The sequence below is a fragment of the Micromonospora echinaurantiaca genome (assembly GCF_900090235.1).
Taxonomy (GTDB): Bacteria; Actinomycetota; Actinomycetes; order Mycobacteriales; family Micromonosporaceae; genus Micromonospora; species Micromonospora echinaurantiaca.
Genome location: NZ_LT607750.1, coordinates 6829792 through 6850126 on the forward strand (window position 1 = coordinate 6829792; position 20335 = coordinate 6850126).

22 protein-coding genes, 1 tRNA gene and 1 pseudogene are annotated in these 20335 nt (G+C 72.5%); 16 read left to right on the top strand and 8 right to left on the bottom strand.

From position 1 onward, the window contains the following. Window positions 1-59: 59 nt before the first annotated feature. The 6 genes from tmk to GA0070609_RS31060 all read left to right on the top strand — a co-directional run bounded on the left by tmk (window position 60) and on the right by GA0070609_RS31060 (window position 6410). Complete coding sequence (gene tmk / locus GA0070609_RS31035) at window positions 60-2309, top strand: dTMP kinase (protein WP_269459264.1); 2250 nt, start codon at window positions 60-62, stop codon at window positions 2307-2309. Continuing rightward, window positions 2309-3586 (top strand): DNA polymerase III subunit delta', encoded by a 1278-nt coding sequence (locus GA0070609_RS31040; RefSeq protein WP_088997071.1) that lies wholly within the window; start codon window positions 2309-2311, stop codon window positions 3584-3586. Before tmk ends, GA0070609_RS31040 begins: the two co-directional genes overlap by 1 nt. 152 nt (window positions 3587-3738) lie before the next feature. After that, complete coding sequence (locus GA0070609_RS31045; RefSeq protein ID WP_088997072.1) at window positions 3739-4068, top strand: YbaB/EbfC family nucleoid-associated protein; 330 nt, start codon at window positions 3739-3741, stop codon at window positions 4066-4068. A gap of 1 nt (window position 4069) precedes the next feature. Next, window positions 4070-4375, top strand: a complete 306-nt coding sequence (locus tag GA0070609_RS31050) for a hypothetical protein (protein ID WP_088997073.1) — start codon at window positions 4070-4072, stop codon at window positions 4373-4375. Continuing rightward, complete coding sequence (locus GA0070609_RS31055; RefSeq protein ID WP_088997074.1) at window positions 4375-5058, top strand: hypothetical protein; 684 nt, start codon at window positions 4375-4377, stop codon at window positions 5056-5058. The genes GA0070609_RS31050 and GA0070609_RS31055 overlap by 1 nt, the downstream gene beginning before the upstream one ends. 491 nt (window positions 5059-5549) lie before the next feature. Beyond that, window positions 5550-6410 (top strand): PSP1 domain-containing protein, encoded by an 861-nt coding sequence (locus GA0070609_RS31060; protein ID WP_088997075.1) that lies wholly within the window; start codon window positions 5550-5552, stop codon window positions 6408-6410. Window positions 6411-6544: 134 nt separating this feature from the next. On the opposite strand, the gene GA0070609_RS31065 is transcribed toward GA0070609_RS31060, so the two are convergent. Continuing rightward, entirely contained in the window at window positions 6545-8287 is a 1743-nt protein-coding gene (locus GA0070609_RS31065) for a metallophosphoesterase family protein (protein ID WP_408630617.1), read from the bottom strand. 139 nt (window positions 8288-8426) lie between these two features. Here GA0070609_RS31065 and GA0070609_RS31070 point away from each other — a divergent pair. The 3 genes and pseudogenes from GA0070609_RS31070 to GA0070609_RS31080 all read left to right on the top strand — a co-directional run. Next, window positions 8427-8500: transfer RNA gene (locus GA0070609_RS31070), tRNA-Thr, on the top strand. 366 nt (window positions 8501-8866) lie between these two features. Then, window positions 8867-9388, top strand: coding sequence for a hypothetical protein (locus GA0070609_RS31075; RefSeq protein WP_088997076.1), 522 nt, complete (start codon window positions 8867-8869; stop codon window positions 9386-9388). Between the two features lie 627 nt (window positions 9389-10015). Further along, a pseudogene (locus tag GA0070609_RS31080) lies at window positions 10016-10216 on the top strand (ASCH domain-containing protein); the annotation flags it as partial. A gap of 18 nt (window positions 10217-10234) precedes the next feature. Here GA0070609_RS31080 and GA0070609_RS31085 read toward each other — a convergent pair. After that, complete coding sequence (locus GA0070609_RS31085) at window positions 10235-10879, bottom strand: dihydrofolate reductase family protein (protein WP_088997077.1); 645 nt, start codon at window positions 10877-10879, stop codon at window positions 10235-10237. 74 nt (window positions 10880-10953) lie between these two features. On the opposite strand from GA0070609_RS31085, the gene GA0070609_RS31090 reads away from it, so the two are divergent. Further along, complete coding sequence (locus tag GA0070609_RS31090; RefSeq protein ID WP_088997078.1) at window positions 10954-11487, top strand: winged helix-turn-helix transcriptional regulator; 534 nt, start codon at window positions 10954-10956, stop codon at window positions 11485-11487. A gap of 57 nt (window positions 11488-11544) precedes the next feature. Here GA0070609_RS31090 and GA0070609_RS31095 read toward each other — a convergent pair whose 3' ends face one another. Then, window positions 11545-12009, bottom strand: coding sequence for a hypothetical protein (locus GA0070609_RS31095; protein ID WP_157748337.1), 465 nt, complete (start codon window positions 12007-12009; stop codon window positions 11545-11547). A 170-nt stretch (window positions 12010-12179) separates the two neighbouring features. Between GA0070609_RS31095 and GA0070609_RS31100 the strand changes: the two genes are divergently transcribed. Both GA0070609_RS31100 and GA0070609_RS31105 read left to right on the top strand, forming a co-directional pair. Beyond that, window positions 12180-12542 (top strand): hypothetical protein, encoded by a 363-nt coding sequence (locus GA0070609_RS31100; protein WP_157748338.1) that lies wholly within the window; start codon window positions 12180-12182, stop codon window positions 12540-12542. A gap of 29 nt (window positions 12543-12571) precedes the next feature. Continuing rightward, window positions 12572-12955, top strand: coding sequence for a VOC family protein (locus GA0070609_RS31105; RefSeq protein ID WP_088997081.1), 384 nt, complete (start codon window positions 12572-12574; stop codon window positions 12953-12955). A gap of 43 nt (window positions 12956-12998) precedes the next feature. Here GA0070609_RS31105 and GA0070609_RS31110 read toward each other — a convergent pair whose 3' ends face one another. Further along, complete coding sequence (locus GA0070609_RS31110; RefSeq protein WP_088997082.1) at window positions 12999-13514, bottom strand: CGNR zinc finger domain-containing protein; 516 nt, start codon at window positions 13512-13514, stop codon at window positions 12999-13001. A 48-nt stretch (window positions 13515-13562) separates the two neighbouring features. Here GA0070609_RS31110 and GA0070609_RS31115 point away from each other — a divergent pair, with 48 nt between their 5' ends. After that, complete coding sequence (locus tag GA0070609_RS31115) at window positions 13563-14717, top strand: MFS transporter (RefSeq protein ID WP_157748339.1); 1155 nt, start codon at window positions 13563-13565, stop codon at window positions 14715-14717. Window positions 14718-14833: 116 nt separating this feature from the next. Continuing rightward, window positions 14834-15508 (top strand): MOSC domain-containing protein, encoded by a 675-nt coding sequence (locus tag GA0070609_RS31120; RefSeq protein ID WP_088997084.1) that lies wholly within the window; start codon window positions 14834-14836, stop codon window positions 15506-15508. An 87-nt stretch (window positions 15509-15595) separates the two neighbouring features. Here GA0070609_RS31120 and GA0070609_RS31125 read toward each other — a convergent pair whose 3' ends face one another. The 4 genes from GA0070609_RS31125 to GA0070609_RS31140 form a co-directional block, all read right to left on the bottom strand. Beyond that, window positions 15596-16003, bottom strand: a complete 408-nt coding sequence (locus GA0070609_RS31125; RefSeq protein WP_157748341.1) for a hypothetical protein — start codon at window positions 16001-16003, stop codon at window positions 15596-15598. Between the two features lie 250 nt (window positions 16004-16253). After that, window positions 16254-17549 (bottom strand): MFS transporter, encoded by a 1296-nt coding sequence (locus GA0070609_RS31130; protein ID WP_088997086.1) that lies wholly within the window; start codon window positions 17547-17549, stop codon window positions 16254-16256. After that, the gene (locus GA0070609_RS31135) at window positions 17546-18304 is read right to left on the bottom strand and encodes a winged helix-turn-helix domain-containing protein (protein ID WP_088997087.1); all 759 of its coding nucleotides are present in this window, start codon (window positions 18302-18304) and stop codon (window positions 17546-17548) included. The genes GA0070609_RS31130 and GA0070609_RS31135 overlap by 4 nt, the downstream gene beginning before the upstream one ends. 123 nt (window positions 18305-18427) lie before the next feature. After that, entirely contained in the window at window positions 18428-19045 is a 618-nt protein-coding gene (locus tag GA0070609_RS31140) for a pyridoxamine 5'-phosphate oxidase family protein (RefSeq protein WP_088997088.1), read from the bottom strand. 149 nt (window positions 19046-19194) lie between these two features. Between GA0070609_RS31140 and GA0070609_RS31145 the strand changes: the two genes are divergently transcribed. After that, the gene (locus GA0070609_RS31145; protein WP_088997089.1) at window positions 19195-19698 is read left to right on the top strand and encodes a DUF2231 domain-containing protein; all 504 of its coding nucleotides are present in this window, start codon (window positions 19195-19197) and stop codon (window positions 19696-19698) included. Window positions 19699-19794: 96 nt separating this feature from the next. Next, window positions 19795-20331: an Hsp20/alpha crystallin family protein gene (locus GA0070609_RS31150; RefSeq protein ID WP_088997090.1), complete on the top strand. Its 537-nt coding sequence runs from the start codon at window positions 19795-19797 to the stop codon at window positions 20329-20331. Window positions 20332-20335: the final 4 nt, after the last annotated feature.

A 20335-nucleotide genomic window follows, 5' to 3' on the forward strand; every position in this document is an offset into this window, starting at 1 on the left:
AGCAGGAGAATGTCATCGGTGGGACGGTGTCCCACCGGGTCTAGAGTGTTCCACCGGGGATGCCCAGCGATGGGCCGGCACGTGGAGGTACGGCCATCGAAAGCGAGTTCAACGGCGAGTCGCCCGGCGTGTCGCCGTCCTCGAACAAGTCCGGCGGCGCCGCCGAGAAGCCCGGTGCCGACCTGTCCGGCTACGCGGGCATCCGCTCGGTGCTGCGGATCCGGCCGTTCCGCCGGCTCTGGATCGTGCTCGGCGCGGCGTCCTTCGGTGACTGGTTCGGCCTGCTCGCCACGTCGGTCTTCGCCGCCGCCCAGGTCCAGGGAAGCACCGCCAAGGGTGCCGCCTTCGGTGGCGTCATCGCCATCCGGCTGCTGCCGGCGCTGGTGCTCGGCCCGATCGCCGGCGTGCTCGCCGACCGCTTCGACCGGCGCTGGACGATGGTCATCTGCGACGTGCTGCGCTTCCTGCTCTTCGCCTCGATCCCGTTGGTCGCGCTGCTCGGCGCCCCCGGCGGGGTGGTGGTCGGCTGGGCGGCGATCGCCACCTTCCTGATCGAGTCGCTCACCCTGCTGTGGATCCCGGCCAAGGAGGCCGCGGTCCCCAACCTGATCCCGCGCGCCCGGCTGGAGGCCGCCAACCAGCTCACGCTGATCACCACGTACGGCCTGACGCCGGTCCTCGCCGCGCTGATCCTCGCCGCGCTCGACGGTGCCGTGCGGGCGGCCACCGGGGGTGCGACGCCGGACTGGGCCGAGCCGGCCCAACTGGCGCTCTGGTTCAACGCGCTCTCCCGGCTGGCCACCGCACTGGTGGTCGCGTACGGCATCAGGGAGATCAGCCACGGGCAGGCCGACGAGCAGGGCCGCACCGAGCAGAGCATGCTGCGCCAGTTCAAGGAGGGCTGGCGCTACATCGGGCAGACCCCGCTCGTGCGCGGCCTGGTGCTCGGCATCTTCGGCGCCTTCGCCGGCGGCGGCATCGTGATCGGCACCGCCAAGTTCTTCGCCACCTCGCTGGGCGCCGGCGACGCCGCCTTCTACCTGCTCTTCGGCGCCATCTTCATCGGCCTGGCGCTCGGCATCGGCCTGGGCCCGATGATCGTCAAGGAGATGTCCCGCCGCCGCTGGTTCGGCATGAGCATCGTGCTGGCCAGCGCGGCGGTGATGACGCTGGCCTTCGCCATCCACCTGTCGATGGCGATGGTCGGCGCGGTCCTGGTCGGCGCGGGCGCCGGGATGGCCTTCCTCTCCGGCACCACCCTGCTCGGCGGCGAGATCGCCGACGAGGTGCGCGGCCGAGTCTTCGCCGTGGTGCAGATCGGCACCCGGCTGGTGCTGATCCTGGCCATCGGCCTGAGCAGCCTGCTCGCCGGTGTCGGCGGCTCCCGCAAGCTGGAGATCGCCGACCTGGGCGTCTCCATCTCGTCCACCCGGTTGCTGCTGCTCGCCGCGGGTGCGGCCGGCATCTTCGCCGGGATCAGCGCGTTCGGTCAGATGGACGACAAGAAGGGCGTACCGGTCCTGGCCGACCTGTGGGGCTCGATCCGGGGCCGCCCGCTGATGCCGGCCGAGCCGTTCGTCTCCGCCGGGCTCTTCGTGGTCTTCGAGGGCGGCGAGGGCGCCGGCAAGTCCACCCAGCTCGGCACGCTCGCCGAGCGGCTGCGCGGGCAGGGGCGTGACGTGATTGTCACCCGGGAGCCCGGGGCCACCGCGGTCGGCGAGCGGATCCGTTCGCTGCTACTCGGCGCGCCCGGCTCGGACGTGCCGTCGCCGCGCGCCGAGGCGCTGCTCTACGCCGCCGACCGGGCGCACCACGTCGCCACCGTGGTCCGGCCGGCGCTGACCCGGGGCGCGGTGGTGATCAGCGACCGGTACGTCGACTCGTCCCTGGCGTACCAGGGGGCGGGGCGGACGCTGCCGGTCGACGAGGTCTCCTGGCTCTCCTCCTGGGCCACCGGCGGGCTCAAGCCCGACCTGGTGGTGCTGCTCGACGTCGACCCGCGTACCGGCCTGTCCCGGGTGGCGCAGCGCAACGAGGAGGCCGACCACGTGGAGGCCGAGTCGGTCGCCTTCCACGAGCGGGTCCGGTACGCCTTCCTCGACCTCGCCGCCGCCGACCCGAAGCGCTACCTGGTGCTGGACGCGTCCCGGCCGATCGAGCAGATCGCCGAGCAGGTGGCCCGCCGGGTGGAGGAGCTGCTCGGCGCCCCCGGCGGCATCGTGCACCCGCGCCCGGCGCAGGGGCCGGACACTTCGGTGCAGCCGGAGTTATCCGAAACGGAGCTGGTGACGATGGAGCATCGGACCTGATGCCGGACGTCTTCGCCGATCTGGTCGGGCAGGACGAGGCGGTCGAGACGTTGCGCCGGGCCGCCGCGGCGGCGGCCGCCGTGCTGCGCGTCCCCGCCGCCGGGGCGGTGCCCGACCCCGCCGACGACGAGCTTGCCGCCCTGGTCGAGGAGGCCGACGCCGGGGCCGTCCCGGGTCCGGCGGGCGATCCCGGTGCGGGGATGACGCACGCCTGGATCTTCACCGGGCCGCCGGGATCGGGTCGGTCGGTGGCCGCCCGCGCCTTCGCCGCCGCGCTGCAGTGCGCGTACGGCACCGGCTGTGGCGAGTGCCCGGGCTGCCACACCACCATGGCGGGCACCCACGCCGACGTACGGCTGGTGGTGCCGGAGGGGCTCTCGATCGGCGTCGGCGAGATGCGCGCCCTGGTGCTGCGGGCCGCCAGCACGCCGTCCGGCGGCCGTTGGCAGGTGGTGATCATCGAGGACGCCGACCGGCTCACCGAGGCGGCCGGCAACGCCCTGCTCAAGGCGGTCGAGGAACCGCCGCCCCGGACGGTCTTCCTGCTCTGCGCCCCGTCCACCCACCCGGACGACATCTCGGTGACGATCCGGTCGCGCTGCCGGGTCGTACCGCTGCGGCAGCCGCCGGCCGAGGCGGTGGCCGAGGTGCTGGTGCGCCGGGACGGCATCGCGCCCGACGTGGCGGCGTGGGCGGCGGCGGCCGCCCAGGGGCATGTGGGGCGGGCCCGGCGGCTGGCCCGCGACCCGGAGGCCCGCGGCCGGCGGGAGGCGGTGCTGGCGGTGCCGCGCCGGCTCACCGGGGTGGGTGCCGCCTTCGACGCGGCGTCCGCGCTGATCGAGGCGGCCGAGGCGGAGGCCGAGGCGTCGGTGGCCGAGGCCGACGCGGCGGAACGGGCCGCGTTGGAGACCGCGCTCGGCGCCGGCGGCACCGGCCGGGGTGTGGCGGGCGCCCTGCGGGGCGCCGCCGGGCAGCTCAAGGACCTGGAGAAACGGCAGAAGTCGCGGGCCACCCGGGCCCAGCGGGACGCGCTGGACCGGGCGCTGGTCGACCTGGCCGGGTTCTACCGGGACGCGCTCACCAAGGCGCTCGGCGCCCCGGTCGCGCCGGTGCACACCGACACCGCCGCCGTGGCCGAGGCCGGCGCCCGGAAGTGGGAGGCCGAGGGTGCGCTGCGCCGGCTGGAGGCCGTGCTGGCCTGCCGGGCGGCGATCGAGGCGAACGTGAAGCCCCGGATCGCCGTCGAGGCGATGATGCTCGCCCTCTGGAAGGGCTGACCTCCCCGAGGATTGCCGGTCGGGGCGTGGTCCCGCGCGCCGGACCGGTCGTCCACAGGCATCGACAGGTGCGATTGCTGTGCGGTACGGTCCGGTGTGCCGTGACGGTGGCGGCACGCAGAGTGATGACTGTTCCGGGGAGGAGCCCGCCGATGCCACGGGGGGAGATCGACGAGGCCTGGATCGAGGAGGCGGTGCGGCGCTACCGCCGGATCGAGTCCCTGCAGGCCGAGTTCGACCAGGCGGTGTCGACGGTCGAGGTCACCGTCCGGTCGCCGGACGGGTTGGTCGAGGTGGTGGTGACTGCCGGTGGGCGGATCACCGACGTGCGGTTCCTCGGCCCGCTGCACACCCGTCACCCGCGCGACGTCGCCGGTTCCGTGCAGGCCGCGGTCACCGCGGCGGCAGACGCGGCCCAGTGGGCTCGGGAGAAGTTGCACAACGAGACGTTCACCGCCTACCGGCCGCTGGCGGGGGCCTGACGTGGAGACGCTGCGCGCCCTCGCCAGCCGCCTCGACGAGGCCGGTGCCACCCTGGCCGCCCTCTCCCGCACGGTCACCGTCGGCGACCCGCCGCAGGCCGCGTTCGGCGCCGACGCGCCCGGCCGCCCCGGCGAGATCGGCCGGGCGCTGCACCGGCAGTGGGTCGCCGCCACCACCGACCGGGCCCGCGAGGCGCACGCCGCCGCCGCCCGGTTGGCCGAGGCCGCCACCGCCGTGCGGGGCGCCGCCGACGGTTACCGCGCCGCCGACGACGCGGCCCGCCGCCGGCTGACCGGGGAGGCGTGATGGACGCGCTCGACCGGCTCGCCGAGCCCGGCCTCGACCTGCTGCGCCGGGTCGACACGCTGCTCGCCGCCGGGGCGCCGGAGGGGCACCCGGTCTGGCCGCTGCTGCGCCGGATGCAGGTGCTTCCCGGGGAGGCGGTCCGCGGCTTCCTCGACCTGAGTCCCGCGCCGCTGGCCACCGCCGGCCACGCCGTGCGCCGGCACGTCCGGGCGTACGACGAGGTCGGCGCCGCGCTGACCGACCCGGTCCTCTGGTCGGGGCCGGCCGCCAGGGGGTACGGGCAGGCGCGCACGGCCCTGCTGCGCCACCTCGACGAGGGGCCGGAGAGCCTGGTCGGGCGGCTGGAGTCGACGGCCGGCTACGCCGACGCCCTGGCCGACTGGGTGGAGGGCAGCCGACTCACCCTGGCCCGGGCGCTGGCCGACGTGCTCCGCTCGGCCGAGGCGGTGACCGTGGTCGCGGCGACCGCGCTGCCCGGTGCGGTGAACCAACCTCGGCCGACCGGTTCCGGCGCGGTGGCGGCGGCCGAGATCGCCACCCGGGTGCTCGCCGTGCTCTGCGTCGCGTACGACGGCGCGGAGACGCTGCTGCGCCAGTGGGGGCCGAGCCTGGCCGAGTCCCGCTGGCGGGCGCCGGTGGTCGAGCGCACCCGCTACGACAGCCCCACCCGGGTCGGCTGGTGACGGCCCGCTGATCCCGGCCGACGGTGGGGCTGGAATGCCCGGCGGCGGGTTGCCGGTCGCTCCTCGCGGGGCCGGACCGCCGGCAAGGACGCCAGCGGCCAGGTGCTCGCCACGAACCTGGACGCCGCCGTGGTGGCGGGTCGCGGGCGGGTCGCGGCATTGCCGGCCGGGGCCGGCGAGTGAGGAATTCGGATGGGCCGGCGGGTGCACGGCACACGGCGTCGCGCTCGGGAGCCCCGTTCGATCGGGCTCCGGCGGCGACGCCGTGGCCTTTCCCCCTGCACCCCCCGCAGGTCTGTCTTCACTCAACGCTTCCGGAAAGCGTTTGTCCCCCACCCGCGGCAGGATTCAGCCGTCCGGGCGAGCATCAACGGCACGACGAGATGGGCGGGGCATCGGTCGAGTCGACGAACATGAATGGCTGCACGGTGTAGTCGGTCGACGACTCCCGGGACGGGCCAGGGTGCGGCGACCGTCGTAGGGTGGGAGCCATGGGCATGCTCTGCGCGGTCAGCTTCCAGCGGTACGGGCGCCTCTACTACCTCGACCCGGGCGAGCTGAGCCCGCAGGTGGGCGACAAGGTGCTGGTGCCCACCGACGACGGCCCCGAGGTGGCCGAGTGCGTCTGGGCCGCCCAGTGGGTCGCCGAGGACACCGCCGGCTTCCCGAGGCTGGCCGGCCTGGCCCAGGAGGAGGACCTGCGCCGCGACGAGGCGCTGCGCCGCCGCAAGGCCGAGGCGAAGGTCGCCGCCAAGCGGCTGATCCGGGAGCACGGGCTGCCGATGAAGGTGGTGGCCGTCGACCACGTGCTCGGCGGAGGTGAAGGCGGCGGCGAACGAAGCACCATCTACTTCACCGCCCCGCACCGGGTGGACTTCCGGTCGCTGGTCCGCGACCTCGGCGCGACCCTGCACTGCCGGGTCGAGCTGCGCCAGCTCTCCGCCCGCGACTCGGCGCGGGTGCAGGGTGGCATCGGCTCCTGCGGCCGGGACCTGTGCTGCGCCACCTTCCTCACCGACTTCGAGCCGGTCACCATCCGGATGGCCAAGGACCAGGACCTGCCGCTCAACCCGCTGCGCATCTCGGGGGCGTGCGGCCGGCTCATGTGTTGCCTGAAGTATGAACATCCCCTGTATCAAAAATTTCAGGAGTCCGCGCCGGCGACCGGCGAGCGGGTCACCACACCGCAGGGCGGCGGTCGGGTGGTCGGGCACAGCGTGCCAAGAGACGCGGTGCTCGTGCGGCTCGACGCCGACGGCTCGCGCTCCATGTGCTCCCGCGCCGACGTCTGCGGCTCCCGCCGCGCCTACGACACCCGCAACCAGCCGAACCCGGAGAACACCGCGCCCTGACCCCCGCGCCTCACCACCCACGCCGCCAGGTAACGGTCTCCCCACTCCGCGTTGATCATGGAGTTGGCGGCGAAGTTGATCGCGGATTGCGCCGCTAACCTCATGATCAACGCGCTGGTCGCCGGGGACCGGGGTCAGCGGAGGGTTATGGGGGGTTCGGCTAGGTGGGGGGTTAGGGAGGGTTTGGGGGTTAGCCAGGAGGCTTGGGGGGACTGGTCGGGGTTGACCTGCCAGTCGCGGGCGACGCGGTCCACCGCGATCGGGTAGATCGTCAGGGTGCCGTCGGGGTCGATGCGGAGCCGGAGGAACGCCTTCGAGTCCTCGATGCCCTGGCCGGCGAAGAGCTCGTTGACGTTCACCCCGAACGCCCCCGCCACCAGCAGGTACGCGGCCACCAACTGGCTCGCCACCAGCCCGCTCACCGGCCCGTACAGCACCGCCGCGGCGACCACCGGCAGCGGCCACGGCCACTCCTGGAAGGGCAGCGCCAGCCAGCCCCAGGTGCCGGCGGCGGCCAGCCCGATGTGCGCCAGCCCGTGACCGACGCCGAGGATCCAGTGCCGGGCGTGCCGCTTGCCGCCGGAGCTGGGCGGCTTGGCGAAGAAGGCCGCGCCGAGCAGCGTCACCAGCAGCATCAGCACCAGCGGCAGGCTGAACAGCCGCTGCTCGGTGCCGCTGCGGTTCTCCACCACCCCCACCATGGCGAGCATCAGCAGCGTGTGCAGGGTGCCGAGCAGGGTGGTGAAGCCGGGGTTGCGCAACGGCAGCCGGGGGAAGATGCCCCAGGCGTAGCGCCGGGAGCGGGCCGCGTCCGGGTAACGGCCGGCCAGGTCGTACGGGCGGCTCGGGCTGGCCCGCCGGGCCAGGGTGTCCCGCGGCGGCACCTCGATTCGCTCCGGGAGCTTGTGCGTCGGGTAGAGGTACGCGCCGCCGCTGCCGCAGGTGATCAGTTGACGGTCCGGGCCGGCGTACCGGGCGTAGTGGTGCAGGTCGCCGGAGATGAGCAGCCGCACCTGCGCCCCGGTCGGCGCCACGATGGTCCGGATGAAGTAGTCGATCGAGTCGTACGCCGTGGGGTGGTCGACGGCCTTGACCCAGGTCGGGGCCGGCACGGCCACGATCACCCTGCTCTGCGGGCCCAGCTTCTCGGCCACCGTGTCGAAGTAGGTCAGCTGCGGGTCGTCCAGGTACGAGCCGGACTGGTCGTCGAGGCCGAGCAGCCACCAGTCGGCGGGCAACTCGACGGCGAAGTAGGACCGGGACTGCCCGGTCGCCCAGCCGCCGAAGTGCCGGTCCCGGGACCGGACGAAGAGCCGCAGGAAGGCGGTCAGCCCGTCGTACCAGTCGTGGTTGCCGGGCACCGCGAAGAGGGTGGGCCGCTCGGGCGGGGTGCCCGGCAGCGCGGCCTGGTAGGGCCCCTTGCAGCGGTCCTCGTACGCCTCGAAGGCGGCCGACGGGTAGACCTGGTCGCCCCCCATCACCAGGGTCTGCGCCCGGGGCAGCCGGTGCCCGTCCACCTCCAGCTCCGGCTGCGCGAGCAGGTACGCCACCGAGTAGGTGGCGTTGAAGCCGTCGCCCAGGTCGGCCACGTAGTCCAGCCAGAGCCCGCCGTCCGGCCCGACCTGCCGCTCGATCCGGGCCTCGAGCGAGTTCTGCAGCTCCCGCTTGTCCAGGTACGCCCCGAAGAGCATCGCCAGCAGCGTACGGATGCCGGTGCTGATCAGCAGGAACGGCGCGAGCCACGGCACCGGCTTGCGCGGGGTGAAGCCCAGCTCCAGCGGGTCGGTCGAGCGTGGCCGGCGGGCGGGCCGCCCGCCCGCCGCCTCGCTGCCGTGCGGGTCGTCCGGGGCGGGCACCGGGGGGTGATCGTCGGTCACCCGCCGCAGCGTAGTCCCGCCCGGCCGGCATCGCTGTCCGGCGAACGTACGGAACGTGCCGGGTGTCCCGGTCGCCCGGGCGGGGTGGGGCATCCCGTTCGGCCGGGGCCGGTCGGGTGCCGTACACTTGACGATCGTTGCCGCCTTAGCTCAGTCGGCTAGAGCGACGCACTCGTAATGCGTAGGTCGACGGTTCGATTCCGTCAGGCGGCTCGGCACAGAAGCCCAGGTCAACGGCCTGGGCTTCGCCGTTTCCCGAGGTCGACAACGCCGCCGCTGGCGGTGCCAGTCCGCGGGCCTGGTCGTCACCCTGACCGCGCTTGTCGAAGTCCGTCACCGGCTCCACACCCAGACACAGCGCACCGTGCGGGAAGACGTAGTCGAACGGAACCGGAACCTTGATCGTGTTCGGGACCATGCCCACTCCTCCTTGGTTACGTCGGCGTTTCACCGACACCGCATCGCTCGACATCGGCCGACACCAGTCTTGATCTTTGCAAGACAGAGTTCGGAGTGGGCCATCGGCGGCGCGCGCCTGGGTACGCGCGAGGTTGTCCACCTGCTGTAGCTTCTCCGACCATGAGGTGGGTTCGTCGGATTGCGCTGGCCGAGATCGTCTGGTGCGCGGGCCTGCTGGCAGCATCGACGCTGCTGGGAGGAATCCCGCTGCCCACACCCATCGTGATGTCGGCATTTCTGCTGGCGCTGCCGGTCCTTGGCGTCACAGTCTTCGCAGCCCGACGTCTCGAGATCAGAGAGACCGGCAGGGCGGCAACGAGCGGCTACTGGTTGTGGCGTCTGTTGCGCGAAACGATGCCAGGTTGGTTGCTCATCGCGAGCTTGCTGCTGTTCGTCGGCTTCTGGGTGGTCGGAGCTTTCTATATGGGTTCGAGTGTGAAGGAGCTGGGTGCCGGAACGTACGCCGTGCAAAACCATGGCCAGTGGACGGTCATCAGCAAGGCTCAGTACCTGCACTTGAAGGCGCAGCAGCAGCGAGGTTTTCTTTCGGTACCGGGGGGCTTATGCGTGGCCGCTGCCGTCCTCTCCACCGCCCTGCTTCGCCGAGAGGCGCGGCGCGAGGCGGTGCGTCCGAAATCGTAGGCCCCCGGGAGCAGGCTTCTGCGCGGCATCCCGGCCGGCGGGCCACTCGCGAGCCACAAGCCGGTGTCACCAGGGGTCGAACCAGGCCAACGGGGATCCGTGTCGACGAGGGGAACGCGTGCATCGACCCAATCTTGTGCGATTCTCAGGCTGGCGCTGCGGGCCGCCCCGACAGCGGGCGGTCCGCATCCAGTCCGCATGAGGCCCACGGACAGTGGGGGAGCGGTGAGAGATGTCGGAAGGCGTTTCCGCTGCTAGACCACCATGTGCCCAGGTCGGCGGGTCGCCCATTTTGATCTCGTAATGCGTAGGTCGATGGTTCGATTCCGTCAGGCGGCTCAGTGCAGAAGTCCAGGTCAACGGCCTGGGCTTCGCCGTTTCTCGAGTCGAGCACGCCGCCCGCCGGCGGTGCCGGTCGCAGCGGTCGCGGTGCCGAGGCGTCGACTCTCCACCGCTGATTCACATATGGCAGCCGGCAGAGAGAAAGCCTGCCCAGATCCAGGAGCCGGTGGTGCGAGCGAACCGGCAGGCCGTCATGCAGCAGACGACCTGAGGTCGGCCGGCTACCAGCGTTGTCGAGGTCTCGGTGCCCCGTACGTGGCTGTCCGGTTCCCGTACCCTCTCCGGATGGGATTAGATGATCTTCCGCGTGCTGAGTTCGCGTTTCCCGGGCCGTTGCGGGACAAACTGGTGAGCGCGATCCTGTCCGGCGCGAAGACCTCCACCACCGCGCTGCTGGTCGGATACGAACGCGCGAACGAGCCGCTGCCCGAAGTCGGACAACGATCGGCGGTGGTGGACTCCGCGGACCGGCTGGTGCACACCGTCTGAGCGGCGGACCGTTGGTCATCGCCTCCAGAACAGGAGGTGAGTGACTCCGCTGGCGCTCGGCACCGACTCCAGGTGGAAGCGGTCGAGCAGATCGGTGTGGCTGTCCCACAGCCGTTCACCTCGGCCGAGGTCGACGGGTGCGACGGCGATGTGCATGGTGTCGACCAGATCGGCCTCGATGAACTCGCGGATGGTGGCGACTCCACCACCGAGGCGTACGTCCCGACCGGCGGCGGCTTCCTTGGCACGGGCCAGCGCCTCGGCCGGGCTGGCGTTGAGGAAGTGGAACGTGGTGTCAGACAGGGTGAACGACGGGCGTTCGTAGTGGGTGAGGACGAAGACCGGGGTGTGGAACGGCGGGTTGTCTCCCCACCATCCCTGCCAATCGTGGTTCTCCCAGGGACCGCGCTGGGGGCCGAACTTGTTCCGACCCATGATCTCCGCGCCGATGTTGTGGTCGTGGTCGCGGGTCAGGTAGTCGTCCAGGCCGCGAGTGCCGCCGGGTTCGGTGCGGTACACGAAGCTGGCGGTAGCGGCGCGCCAGGAGAACAGGGGAGTCGGGTCGGCGTGGCCGAAGGGTCGCTCCAGGCTCTGCCCCTCGCCGGTACCGAACCCGTCCCGCGACACGTTGAAGCACTGCACCCTTAACAGCTGCGGCACGGATCCTCCTTGGGCAATCACCGAGCAATTCCGATTGCAACTTACAACCGGTAGGACCGTACTACACTGGTTGCATGTCGCAAGCAGTAAGGGTTGGGCGTCTACCCGTGCCCGACGGGAAGTCGGGGTGCCCGATCAATCTGACCGCCGAACTGTTGGGCGACCGATGGAGCCTGGTCGTGCTACGGGATGTCATGTTCGGCGGCCACCGGCACTTTCGTGAGCTACTCACGAATTCGATCGAAGGCATCGCTTCGAACATCCTCGCCAGCCGTCTGTCGAAGCTCGTGGACGCGGGCCTGCTCAGTCGGCACGACGACCCGAGCCACCGACAGAAGATCGACTATCGCCTCACCGAGGCGGCGATCGAACTCGTTCCGGTCATGGCGCAGCTCGGCGCCTGGGGCTCCCGATGGCTCCCCACATCACCCGAGCTGTCGATCCGCGCCGAGCTTCTCGCCGCCGGCGGTCCCGACATGTGGCAGCGGTTCATGGACGAACTCCGCGCCACCCACCTCGAGGGCCATCCGCAACGTGCCGACGGCGTCCTCGCCGAGCTCGCCCTGGCCTATGAGCGCGCTGCGGCTAAGGCTGACCGGCCTCGGTAGCGCGCGGGCCCGCAGCAGGTCCCATCCCGCCGGCGACCGCCTCGTCCAGATCGCCGGTTACCGGCCGTCGGGGCACTCGAGGGACAGCACGCCGTCGGCCGCCGTGAGCCTGCAGTCCGCCATCCGCCCGTCGGGAAACTTCACCTCGATCCGGTCCGACCCTTCGTCGGGCACGAACCAGTACCGCACGATCTCGACCCCGTACGCGTTCTCGACGGCCGTGATGGTCCGCTCCTCGATCTGCCGCGTCTGCGCCGACCACGCCGCGCCGAGTTCGTCGTGGCGGGCATGCGCCGCGCGGTCGGCGAGGTACGCGACCCCGCCGGCGGTCACCGCCACGAGCACGGGCACCACGAGAAGCACGGCCGGGAACCGACCGTGCTTCCGAATGACGCCCGGCGCCCCGAGACAGAACCACACGAAGACGACCATCGACACGACCGCGACGACGAGCCCGGCCACGGTGAGCGCCGGCACCGCGTAGTCCGGGACGAGCGGCGGGTACACGGGAGCGGGAACCATCGGTCCTCCTGGTCGGCGACGCCGTGACGCTACCGGGCCCGGCCGGTTCCCATCACTCCCGACCGTGTCCGGCCGGACCGTGCTCGTACCGCTGTCCTGACGGGCGCGGGCCGCCGATCCGGCGGCCGGCGGCGGTGGTGGACGGGACGACCGACACCTACCATGAGCCGATGATCGAGCAGAGCCGACGACGCGTCCCGGTGCCGGTGGCCGTGGCCGCCGTCGCGATACTGCTCGCGGCCACCGCGATCCTGCTGGGGGCGATGTCGTCGACCGGTCCGTCCACCGTGGTCGGGTTGGTGGTGGGGCTGCTCGTCCTGGCCCTGGCGTACGGCCTGTGGCGCGGCAGCGGTCGGGCTCGGTTCTGGACGACCGTCTTCGCGACCGCCGGCGCCGTGTACGCCGTCGTGCCGTTCACCGGGCTCGGTGTGACGACGCTGCTCCAGATCGTCGTCGCGGCACTGGTCGTCGTCCTGCTGCTGGTGCCCGCGTCGTCCCGGCGGTGGTTCCATGACCTGCCGGTGACCGAATAGCAGCCGGTTCGTCGACGAGGAGGCGTCCGATGTTCCGAACCCCTCAGGTCATCCTGTTCAGCGAGGACGTCCCGCGCGCAGCGGCGTTCTACTCGCGGCTCGGGTTCACCGAGACCTTCCGGGTGCCGGCCGAGGGCGAGCCGATCCATGTCGACCTGGTGCTCGACGGCTACAAGGTCGGTATCGCGTCGGTCGCGTCCACCCGGGACGACCACGGCTTGGACCCGGTGCCGGAGGGCCAGCGGGCCGCGGTGATCCTGTGGACCGACGACGCCGCCGCTGCGTACGCGGAGCTGACCGCCGGCGGCGCTCCGGCCCTGGCCGCCCCGCACACCTGGCTCGACCGGCTCCTGATCGCCTGGACCGCCGACCCGGACGGCAACCCGATCCAGCTCGTCCAGCACCTTCGCTAGCTGTGCTGCCCGGGGATGTCGATTGATGCGGCGGGATGGCTTGCTAGATGCGGGAGCGGTGGCTGGCGACGCGGGCGCGTGAGGAACAGGTGGTGGAGCAGTAGCGGCGGGGGCGTCCAGGGCTGTGCGTGGGGTAGACGCGGTCGCACCCCGGTGCCTGGCAGACGCCCAGGGGTGGCTGCTGGGTCTCGGTGACAAGGATGGCCAGGGCCATCGCCGAGGAGGCGGTGAACCACTCGCCCCAGTCGGCGTCATCGCTGGTGTCGACGTGCAGGTGCCAGGGGGTGTCCTGATGTGCCGTCAGCCGCGGTGGCCGGCAGGCGGCGAGTACCTCGTTCAGTCGCGCGCAGGCCTCTTCGAGTGAGCTGGCCCGGGCAACTGGGCGAAGGCGGGCGGCGGCGTCACGCAGTTGGCGAGTCTCGTCGGGCGTCAACGACGAGACCTCTTCCCCGTGGGCCTCAAGGGCGGCGCACAGGCTTGCGTCATCAGTGTCGGCCGCGTTGATCACGTCAGCGCAGCGCCGTACCGCGGCTTCCGCCCCCGCCTTGAACATCGCCATGCCGCCAGTCTATGTAACGTAATCGGAGTGATAAAGCGTTACGCTGTCATGGCTCCGCTCGGTGCCCTCCTGGCGCGCACCGGGGACGAGATGGCCGGCACCGCGATCCTCCTGTTCGCCTACGGCGATTCCTACCCCGATGAGGGCGCCGCCGTGTTCGGGCTCCTCGCCGTCGCCGCAGCGGTGGGCGGTCCTCTGCTCGGGGTCTGGTTGGACCGAGCTCGGTCCAACGGCCCCCTGGCCCTGTCCCTGGCATCGTTCACGGTCGGGCTCGCGGCGGTTGGGGGCGCGCTGTATCACCGGCAAGGGGGACTGGCCATGGTGTTCGCAGTCATGGCCGGTCTCTTCGGACCGACCGTCGCGGGCGGCTGGTCGGCGTCGCTCACCGACCCCGATGCTGCTCGGGCGCAGCGGTTGGCCGTCTTCGACGCGAGCTCCTACAGCCTCGCCGGGTTGGTCAGCCCGGCCCTCGCCGGTGCCGCGTATGCGATCGCGGGGTCGAACGCACCGCTGGTCCTGACCCTTCTCCTACTCGGGGCGGGCACCGCGTGCGCGCCCTTCGCACGCGTCCTTCGGCAAGCGGACCCCAACGAGGAGACCCGTCCGCCTCATCCGCTGGCTGACCTGCGCCGAGGCATCACCGCGATCACACACCAGCCCAGGCTGCGGGCCGCGACCGGGTCATCATGCGTGGCCTGCTTCGGCTTCGGCCTGTTCGCTGTCCTCGTCCCCGCGATCGGGCAGGAGCAATTCGGCAGTCCCGCCGCCGGGGCGATCCTGCTGGCCGTCCTGGCCGCAGCGGCTCTGGCATCGAACGCTCTCCTCGATCGACGTGGAGCGCTACAGCGTCCGGGACGAGTCCTGACCTGGGCCACTGTGCTGGTCGGACTCGGCATCGCGATCGCTGCGGCCGGGCACCCGGTCACCGCGATCCTTGCAGCCGTTGTCATCGGCGCGGGTGACGGACCCCAGCTCGCCGGGCTGATCCAGATCCGCCACCAAGAGGCATCCACCCACCTGCGCACCCAGGTCTTCACGACCGGAGCCAGCCTCAAGATCACCGCCTCAGGCGTCGGCGCGCTGGCAGCGGCCCCCCTCATGCACACCGGCCTGACCGTCGCACTCCTCACGGCTGCCGCCGCTCACCTCATCGCGGCCTACATCGCCAGCAACGCCGGCGACCACTCGGGCGGCGATGCCTGATGTCGCACCCGAATGCCACAGACGAACGGGGAGATCCACGTCAGCGGAACGAACCGACGACCGCCGCCGTGGCTACGATCGTGGACGGCACGTCCAGGACGCTCGATGGGGGCCGGATGCGGGTCGATCAACTGTGGCGGTATCCGGTGAAGTCGGTGGGCGGCGAGCCCCTCGCCTCCGCCGCCGTCGGCGCGTACGGCATCGAAGGCGACCGGATCGTCGCCGTGCACGACGAGCGGGACGAGGTCACCTGGGCCGGTGCGGTCCCGGGGCTCATGCGGGTGCGGGCCGTCGCGGTGGGCGCGGACGTGGCCGAGCTGATCCTGCCGGACGGCAAGCGGTTCCGCTCCGACGCGCCCGACGCCGACACCCGGCTCAGCGCCGCGGTCAACGCCAAGGTCACCCTGGCCGGGCACCGACCGGACCAGCCGGACGCCGCGCTGCACGTCCTGACCACCACCTCGCTACGCAGCCTCGACCGGGCGCTGCCCGACAGCGCGATCGACGCCACCAGGTTCCGGCCCAACCTGGTGCTGGACGACGTGCCCGGGACCGGTTTCCCCGAGCACGACTGGCTCGGCCGCCGGCTGGCGATCGGCGCGCTGCGGCTGCGGTTCACCGAGGGCTGCGACCGGTGCGTGATGATCACCAAGGAGACCCCGAGCGTCCCGCACGACCGCGCGGTGCTGCGCTGGGTCGCCCGCGAACTCGGCAACACCCTCGGCGTGTACGCCGCCGTCGAGTCACCCGGTCCCGTTCGCGTCGGCGACGAGGCCCGCTGGCTCGACTGAACGTGGGGTCGGCCCGCACCGGGTCGCGCCCGGCAGTCGAGCGCGGACGGCGGCCCGACCGGGACCGGCCGCCCGTGCGGCGGCGGGTCAGCAGTCGTAGTTGTGCTCCCGCAGCAACTGTCGCACCTTGTCGGGGCCCGGGCTGTTGCCTCCCCAACCCTCGACGTCGGTGTCGTTGACCTCCTCGATGTTCCAGTGGTCGCCCCGGAGGGAGTCCGAGTTGTACGCGGGGTGCCGGAGGGTGACCTCGCAGCTCGTCGGGTCCGCGTCGGTGTTCACGGTCCACGTGAAGACGTAGGCGACGGTGCTCTTGCGCTTCCGGTTCTTCCGCATGGAGGTCTTCGTCTCGGCGGAGACCCGCACCGAGTCGAACCCGGCCTTGGTCAGTTTGTTCGCGTAGTCCTTCCCAGCGTCACCGTCGCTGCCGCAACCGGCGAGGGCCACCAGGGCCATCGCGACCGGCACCGCCACCGGGACGTACTTCCTGCTTCTCACACGGCCTCCTGCGTCGCTCTGGCGAGGGGTCCGCGGGATGGGCCGACCGAGTGCCCCCGACCGCGGCGCCATCAAGGTAGAAGGCCCCGGCAACCGGTGCGGTCACCAGCACCGCCGAGGGAACGGTGGCGATGCGATGCGCCTGCTCGGGTAGCCGCTGCCGCTCGAGGCCAGCGCCATCGCTCGTGCTGAGCGGCCTGCGTCGTGGCCGGCCGCGGCCCTTCCCGAGCCGCTGCGCCGTCGGCTCGGGTCAGGTCGCCTGCTCGGGCAGGTCGCGTAGCCGGCGGACGGGGGAGAAGAGCACCCAGAGCACCCCGGTCAGCGCGCCGGCCGTGGCGATCCAGAGCGCCTCGCGTACCCCGAGGGCGGTGCCGAGCGCGCCGCCGAGCAGCGCGCCGATCGGCCGGATGCCGTAGTTGACGGTCCGCCGGGCCCCGGTCACCCGGGCCAGCATCGCGTCCGGGGTGAGCGCGGTCTGCACCGAGCCGGCGACGATGTCGAGCAGCATCACCCCGACGGCACAGAGGAACTCCGCGGCGAAGAGCATGCCGAGCACCAGCGGCGTGGGGCCACCCGCGAGCGGCACGAGCAGCAGCGGCGCGGGGAAGAGCACGAAGCCGGTCACCAGCATCGGCCCGATGCCGAAGCGCCGGGTCAGCCGACCGGTGACCGCCGCCCCGCACAGCCCGCCGACCGCGCCCGCGCCGAGCACCAGGCCGAGCATGCCCGGCGACAGGCCCAGCTGCCGGGTGGCGTAGAGCACGAACAGCGCGGCGAACATGAAGTTGAACAGGTTGACAGTGGTGGTGCCGAGCAGGATCGCGCGCATCATCGGCACCCGGGCGAGGAAGCTCAGCCCGGCGCCGATCCCCAGGCCGCCGCCGCGCGCCGGCGCCGGCTCCGTCGGCCGGATCCGCGCCAGGAAGTACGCGGACACGAGGTACGACAGCGCGTCGGCGAGCAGGGCGATCGGCGCGGTGAGCACCTGCACCAGCACACCGCCGATGCTCGGCCCGGCGACCAGGGACATCGCCCGGCTGCCGTTGATCAGCGTGTTCGCGTCGACGTAGTCGCGTCGCTGCACCAGCGACACGAAGAGCGGCCCGCGGGCCACCTCGAAGAGCACGGCGAGCGTGCCGATCCCGAAGGCGACGAGATAGAGCTGCGGCAGGGCGAGCAGGTCGAGCAGGTACGCCACCGGCACGGTGGCGAGCAGCAGCGCCCGGCCGAGGTCGGTGAGGATCATGACCCGCCGCTTGTGCGGGTACCCGTCGACCCAGGCGCCGGCGAGCAGCGAGAAGAGCAGGTTCGGGGCGAGCAGGGCGGCGGTGAGGTAGCCCATCTCGGCGGGCCCGGCGCCGGTGCCGAGCACGGCCAGCAGCGGCAGCGCCAGGGTGGAGATCTCGTCCCCGAAGTACGACACGGTCTGCGCCGACCAGTAGCGGCGGAACGCCCGCTCGCGCAGCAGCCGGGGCAGGTAGGGCAGCCTGCCACGGCGGGCCGGGCCGGCGGGCGGAGCCGCGACCGGGGCGCCGGTGCCGCTCATCGCGGGCCGCCGTCGTCGCTCCGGTCGGTGGAGGTGGCGGTCGGCTCCGGCTCGACGGCCGCGCCCGGCTTCGGTTTCGCCGCGGCGGCGACCCGCTTCCGGGTCGACTCGGTGGGCGGCTTCGGCCTCGGCTCGGCGGAGGCAGACGCCGGTGCCGGCTCGGCGGAGGTCGGCTCCGGTTCGGCGGGGGCCGGGTCGGGCAGCAGCGCGAGCTGGATCAGGCTGACCTTGCGGCTGCCGGCGGGCCGCCGGCCCGGATCGGTGAGCCGGTCCTCGTACTCGGCGAGCAGGGCGTCGATCCGGCGGGTCAGCTCGCCCAGCTCGTCGGGGGTGAGGTGCAGCGTCATGTCGCTGAACCCGGTGACCGCCCGCCAGGCCGTCGGCTCGTCGGCCCGCCGGGCGAGGAACTCCTCGGCGCGCCGGGTGTACTGGGCCAGCTGCGTGGCCGTCAGTTCGTCGGTGGCGGCGCGCAGCACCGGGTCGTCGGAGGCGTCGTCCCACGAGGTGACCTGTGCGGTGGCCCGCCACGGGCGCTCCCGGGCGTCGGCGCCGGGCACCCGCTCGGCGAGCCCGTACTTGGCCAGCTGGCGCAGGTGGAACGAGCAGCTCGGCACGCTCTCGCCGAGCCGGGCGGCGGCCTGGGTGGCGGTCATCGGGCCGTGCTGACGAAGCAGGCCGACGAGGGTCATCCGCAGCGGGTGGGCGTACCCGCGCAGGGCGGTCGGGTCGGTCAGCTTCACCCGGGACAACGACATACGCTAAAGCTATCTTTATAAAGATGTCTTTAGCAATCACGCACGCGGCACCTGCAGGAGGCGCAGCGACGGGGAGCGGCGGCGCCGGCCGCATCCGGGACGGCGCGGCCGGCGCGTCGAAGGTCAGGCGTAGATGCTCTTGACGTAGTCCGGGCCGTAGTGGCGTTCCAGGTCGGCGAGGTCCGCAGCCGGGTACTCCACCTCCTTGACCAGCCGGGCCCGGGACGGCAGCGCGTCCGGCTGCCAGGTCTCCGGCCGCCACAGCTCGGACCGGAGGAACGCCTTCGCGCAGTGGTAGAAGATCTGCTCGATCTCCACCACCACGGCGAGCACCGGCCGGTGCCCCTTGACCACCATGTCGTCGAACCAGGGCGCGTCACGCACCAGCCGGGCCCGGCCGTTGATCCGCAGCGTGTCGGTCCGGCCGGGGATCAGGAAGATCAGCCCGACGTGCGGGTTCTCCAGGATGTTGCGGTAGCCGTCCGCCCGCCGGTTGCCCGGCCGCTCCGGGATGGCGATGGTCCGGTCGTCCAGCACCAGGGCGAACCCGGGCGGGTCGCCCTTCGGCGAGACGTCGCAGCTGCCGTCCGCGCCGGCCGTGGCCACGAGGCAGTACGGCGAGGCCGCCAACCACTGCCGGTCGCGTTCGTGCAGGCTGGTCCGCTCCTTGCCCTCCGCCCGCGCGGTCGGTGTGCCGAGCAGCTCGCGCAGTTCCTCCGCCGAAGTGATCTCCACCAGCACGTCGTCCTCCCCGTCGTCGACCCCCGTGGCGGCCCGGTCCCGGACGCGCCGTCGGTTACAGCCTAGGCAGCGGCTCGGCGCGAGGTTTGCCCCGAGGTGTCGGGGGTACCGCCTCAGCACACTCGCCGGCGGACAGTGGAGGCCCGGAGATGGAGAGCCGACTCAAGGTGCTGGGCCACCCCGTGCACCCGATGCTGGTCATGTTCCCGGTCGCCCTGCTGGTCACCGCGGTCCTCTTCGACGTGGTCGACACCGTCGGCGGCCCGGACTTCCTCGGCGAGGTGGCGTACTGGAACATCGCCGTCGGGTTGATCGGTGGCCTGCTCGCCGCGGCGGCCGGCGCGTTCGACCTGCTGGCGATCCCGACCGGTACCCGGGCCAAGCGGGTGGCGCTCACCCACGCCGCCGCCAACGTCGCGGTGATCCTGCTCTTCGCCGCGATCTGGGTGGTCCGGCTCAACGCCGACTCCCGGGCCGCCGGTGGCGCGCTGATCGCGATCGAGGTGGTCGCCGTGGCGATCCTCGGCATCAGCGCCTGGCTCGGTGGCGAACTGGTCGACCGGCTCGGCGTCGGCGTCGACCGGGACGCCGACCTGAACGCGCCCAGCTCGCTGCGGTCCCCGGCGTCCACCCGGGTCGGCGAGGCGCGATGAGCGGGCACGACGGACGGATCAGCAGGCACGGCGCGGCCGGGCGGCAGGCCGTGGCCGACCGAGGGGAGGCGTTGGCATGAGCGAGCGTGAGCGAGCATGAGTGAACAGGGCGGCGGGTTCGGCCGCGGCTGGCGGGGACGGCAGCAGGGCTGGGACCCGATGGGCGAGCTGCAGTCGCTCCGCACCGAGCTGCGGCGACTGGTCGGCGGTCGGTCCGGCCCGCCGGAGGTCGAGCTGGCCGAGACCGACGACGGCTGGGAGGTCGTCGTGCGGCTGCCCGGAGTGGCGCCGGAGGAGGTGGCCGTGGAGCTGGACGACCGGGAACTCTGCGTCCGCGCCCGCACCGAGGCCGAGGTGAACGCCGACCACGGCATCCCCGGCGGCTTCGAGACCCGGGGCTTCGAGTACCGCGTCGACCTGCCCTCCCGGGTGGACCCCGACGCCATCGACGCGGTGATGGACCACGGCCTGCTGCGGGTGCGGCTGCCCCGGGCCGCCCGGCCGGCGCCGCGCACCATCACCGTCGGCCGCACCGGCTTCCGCGCCGACAGCGGCGGTACGCCGATCGACCCGGCCGCGGACCGGGAGCTGCACCGCCCGGACACCGCCGCCGGCGGGCTCGACCGGCCGTAACGGG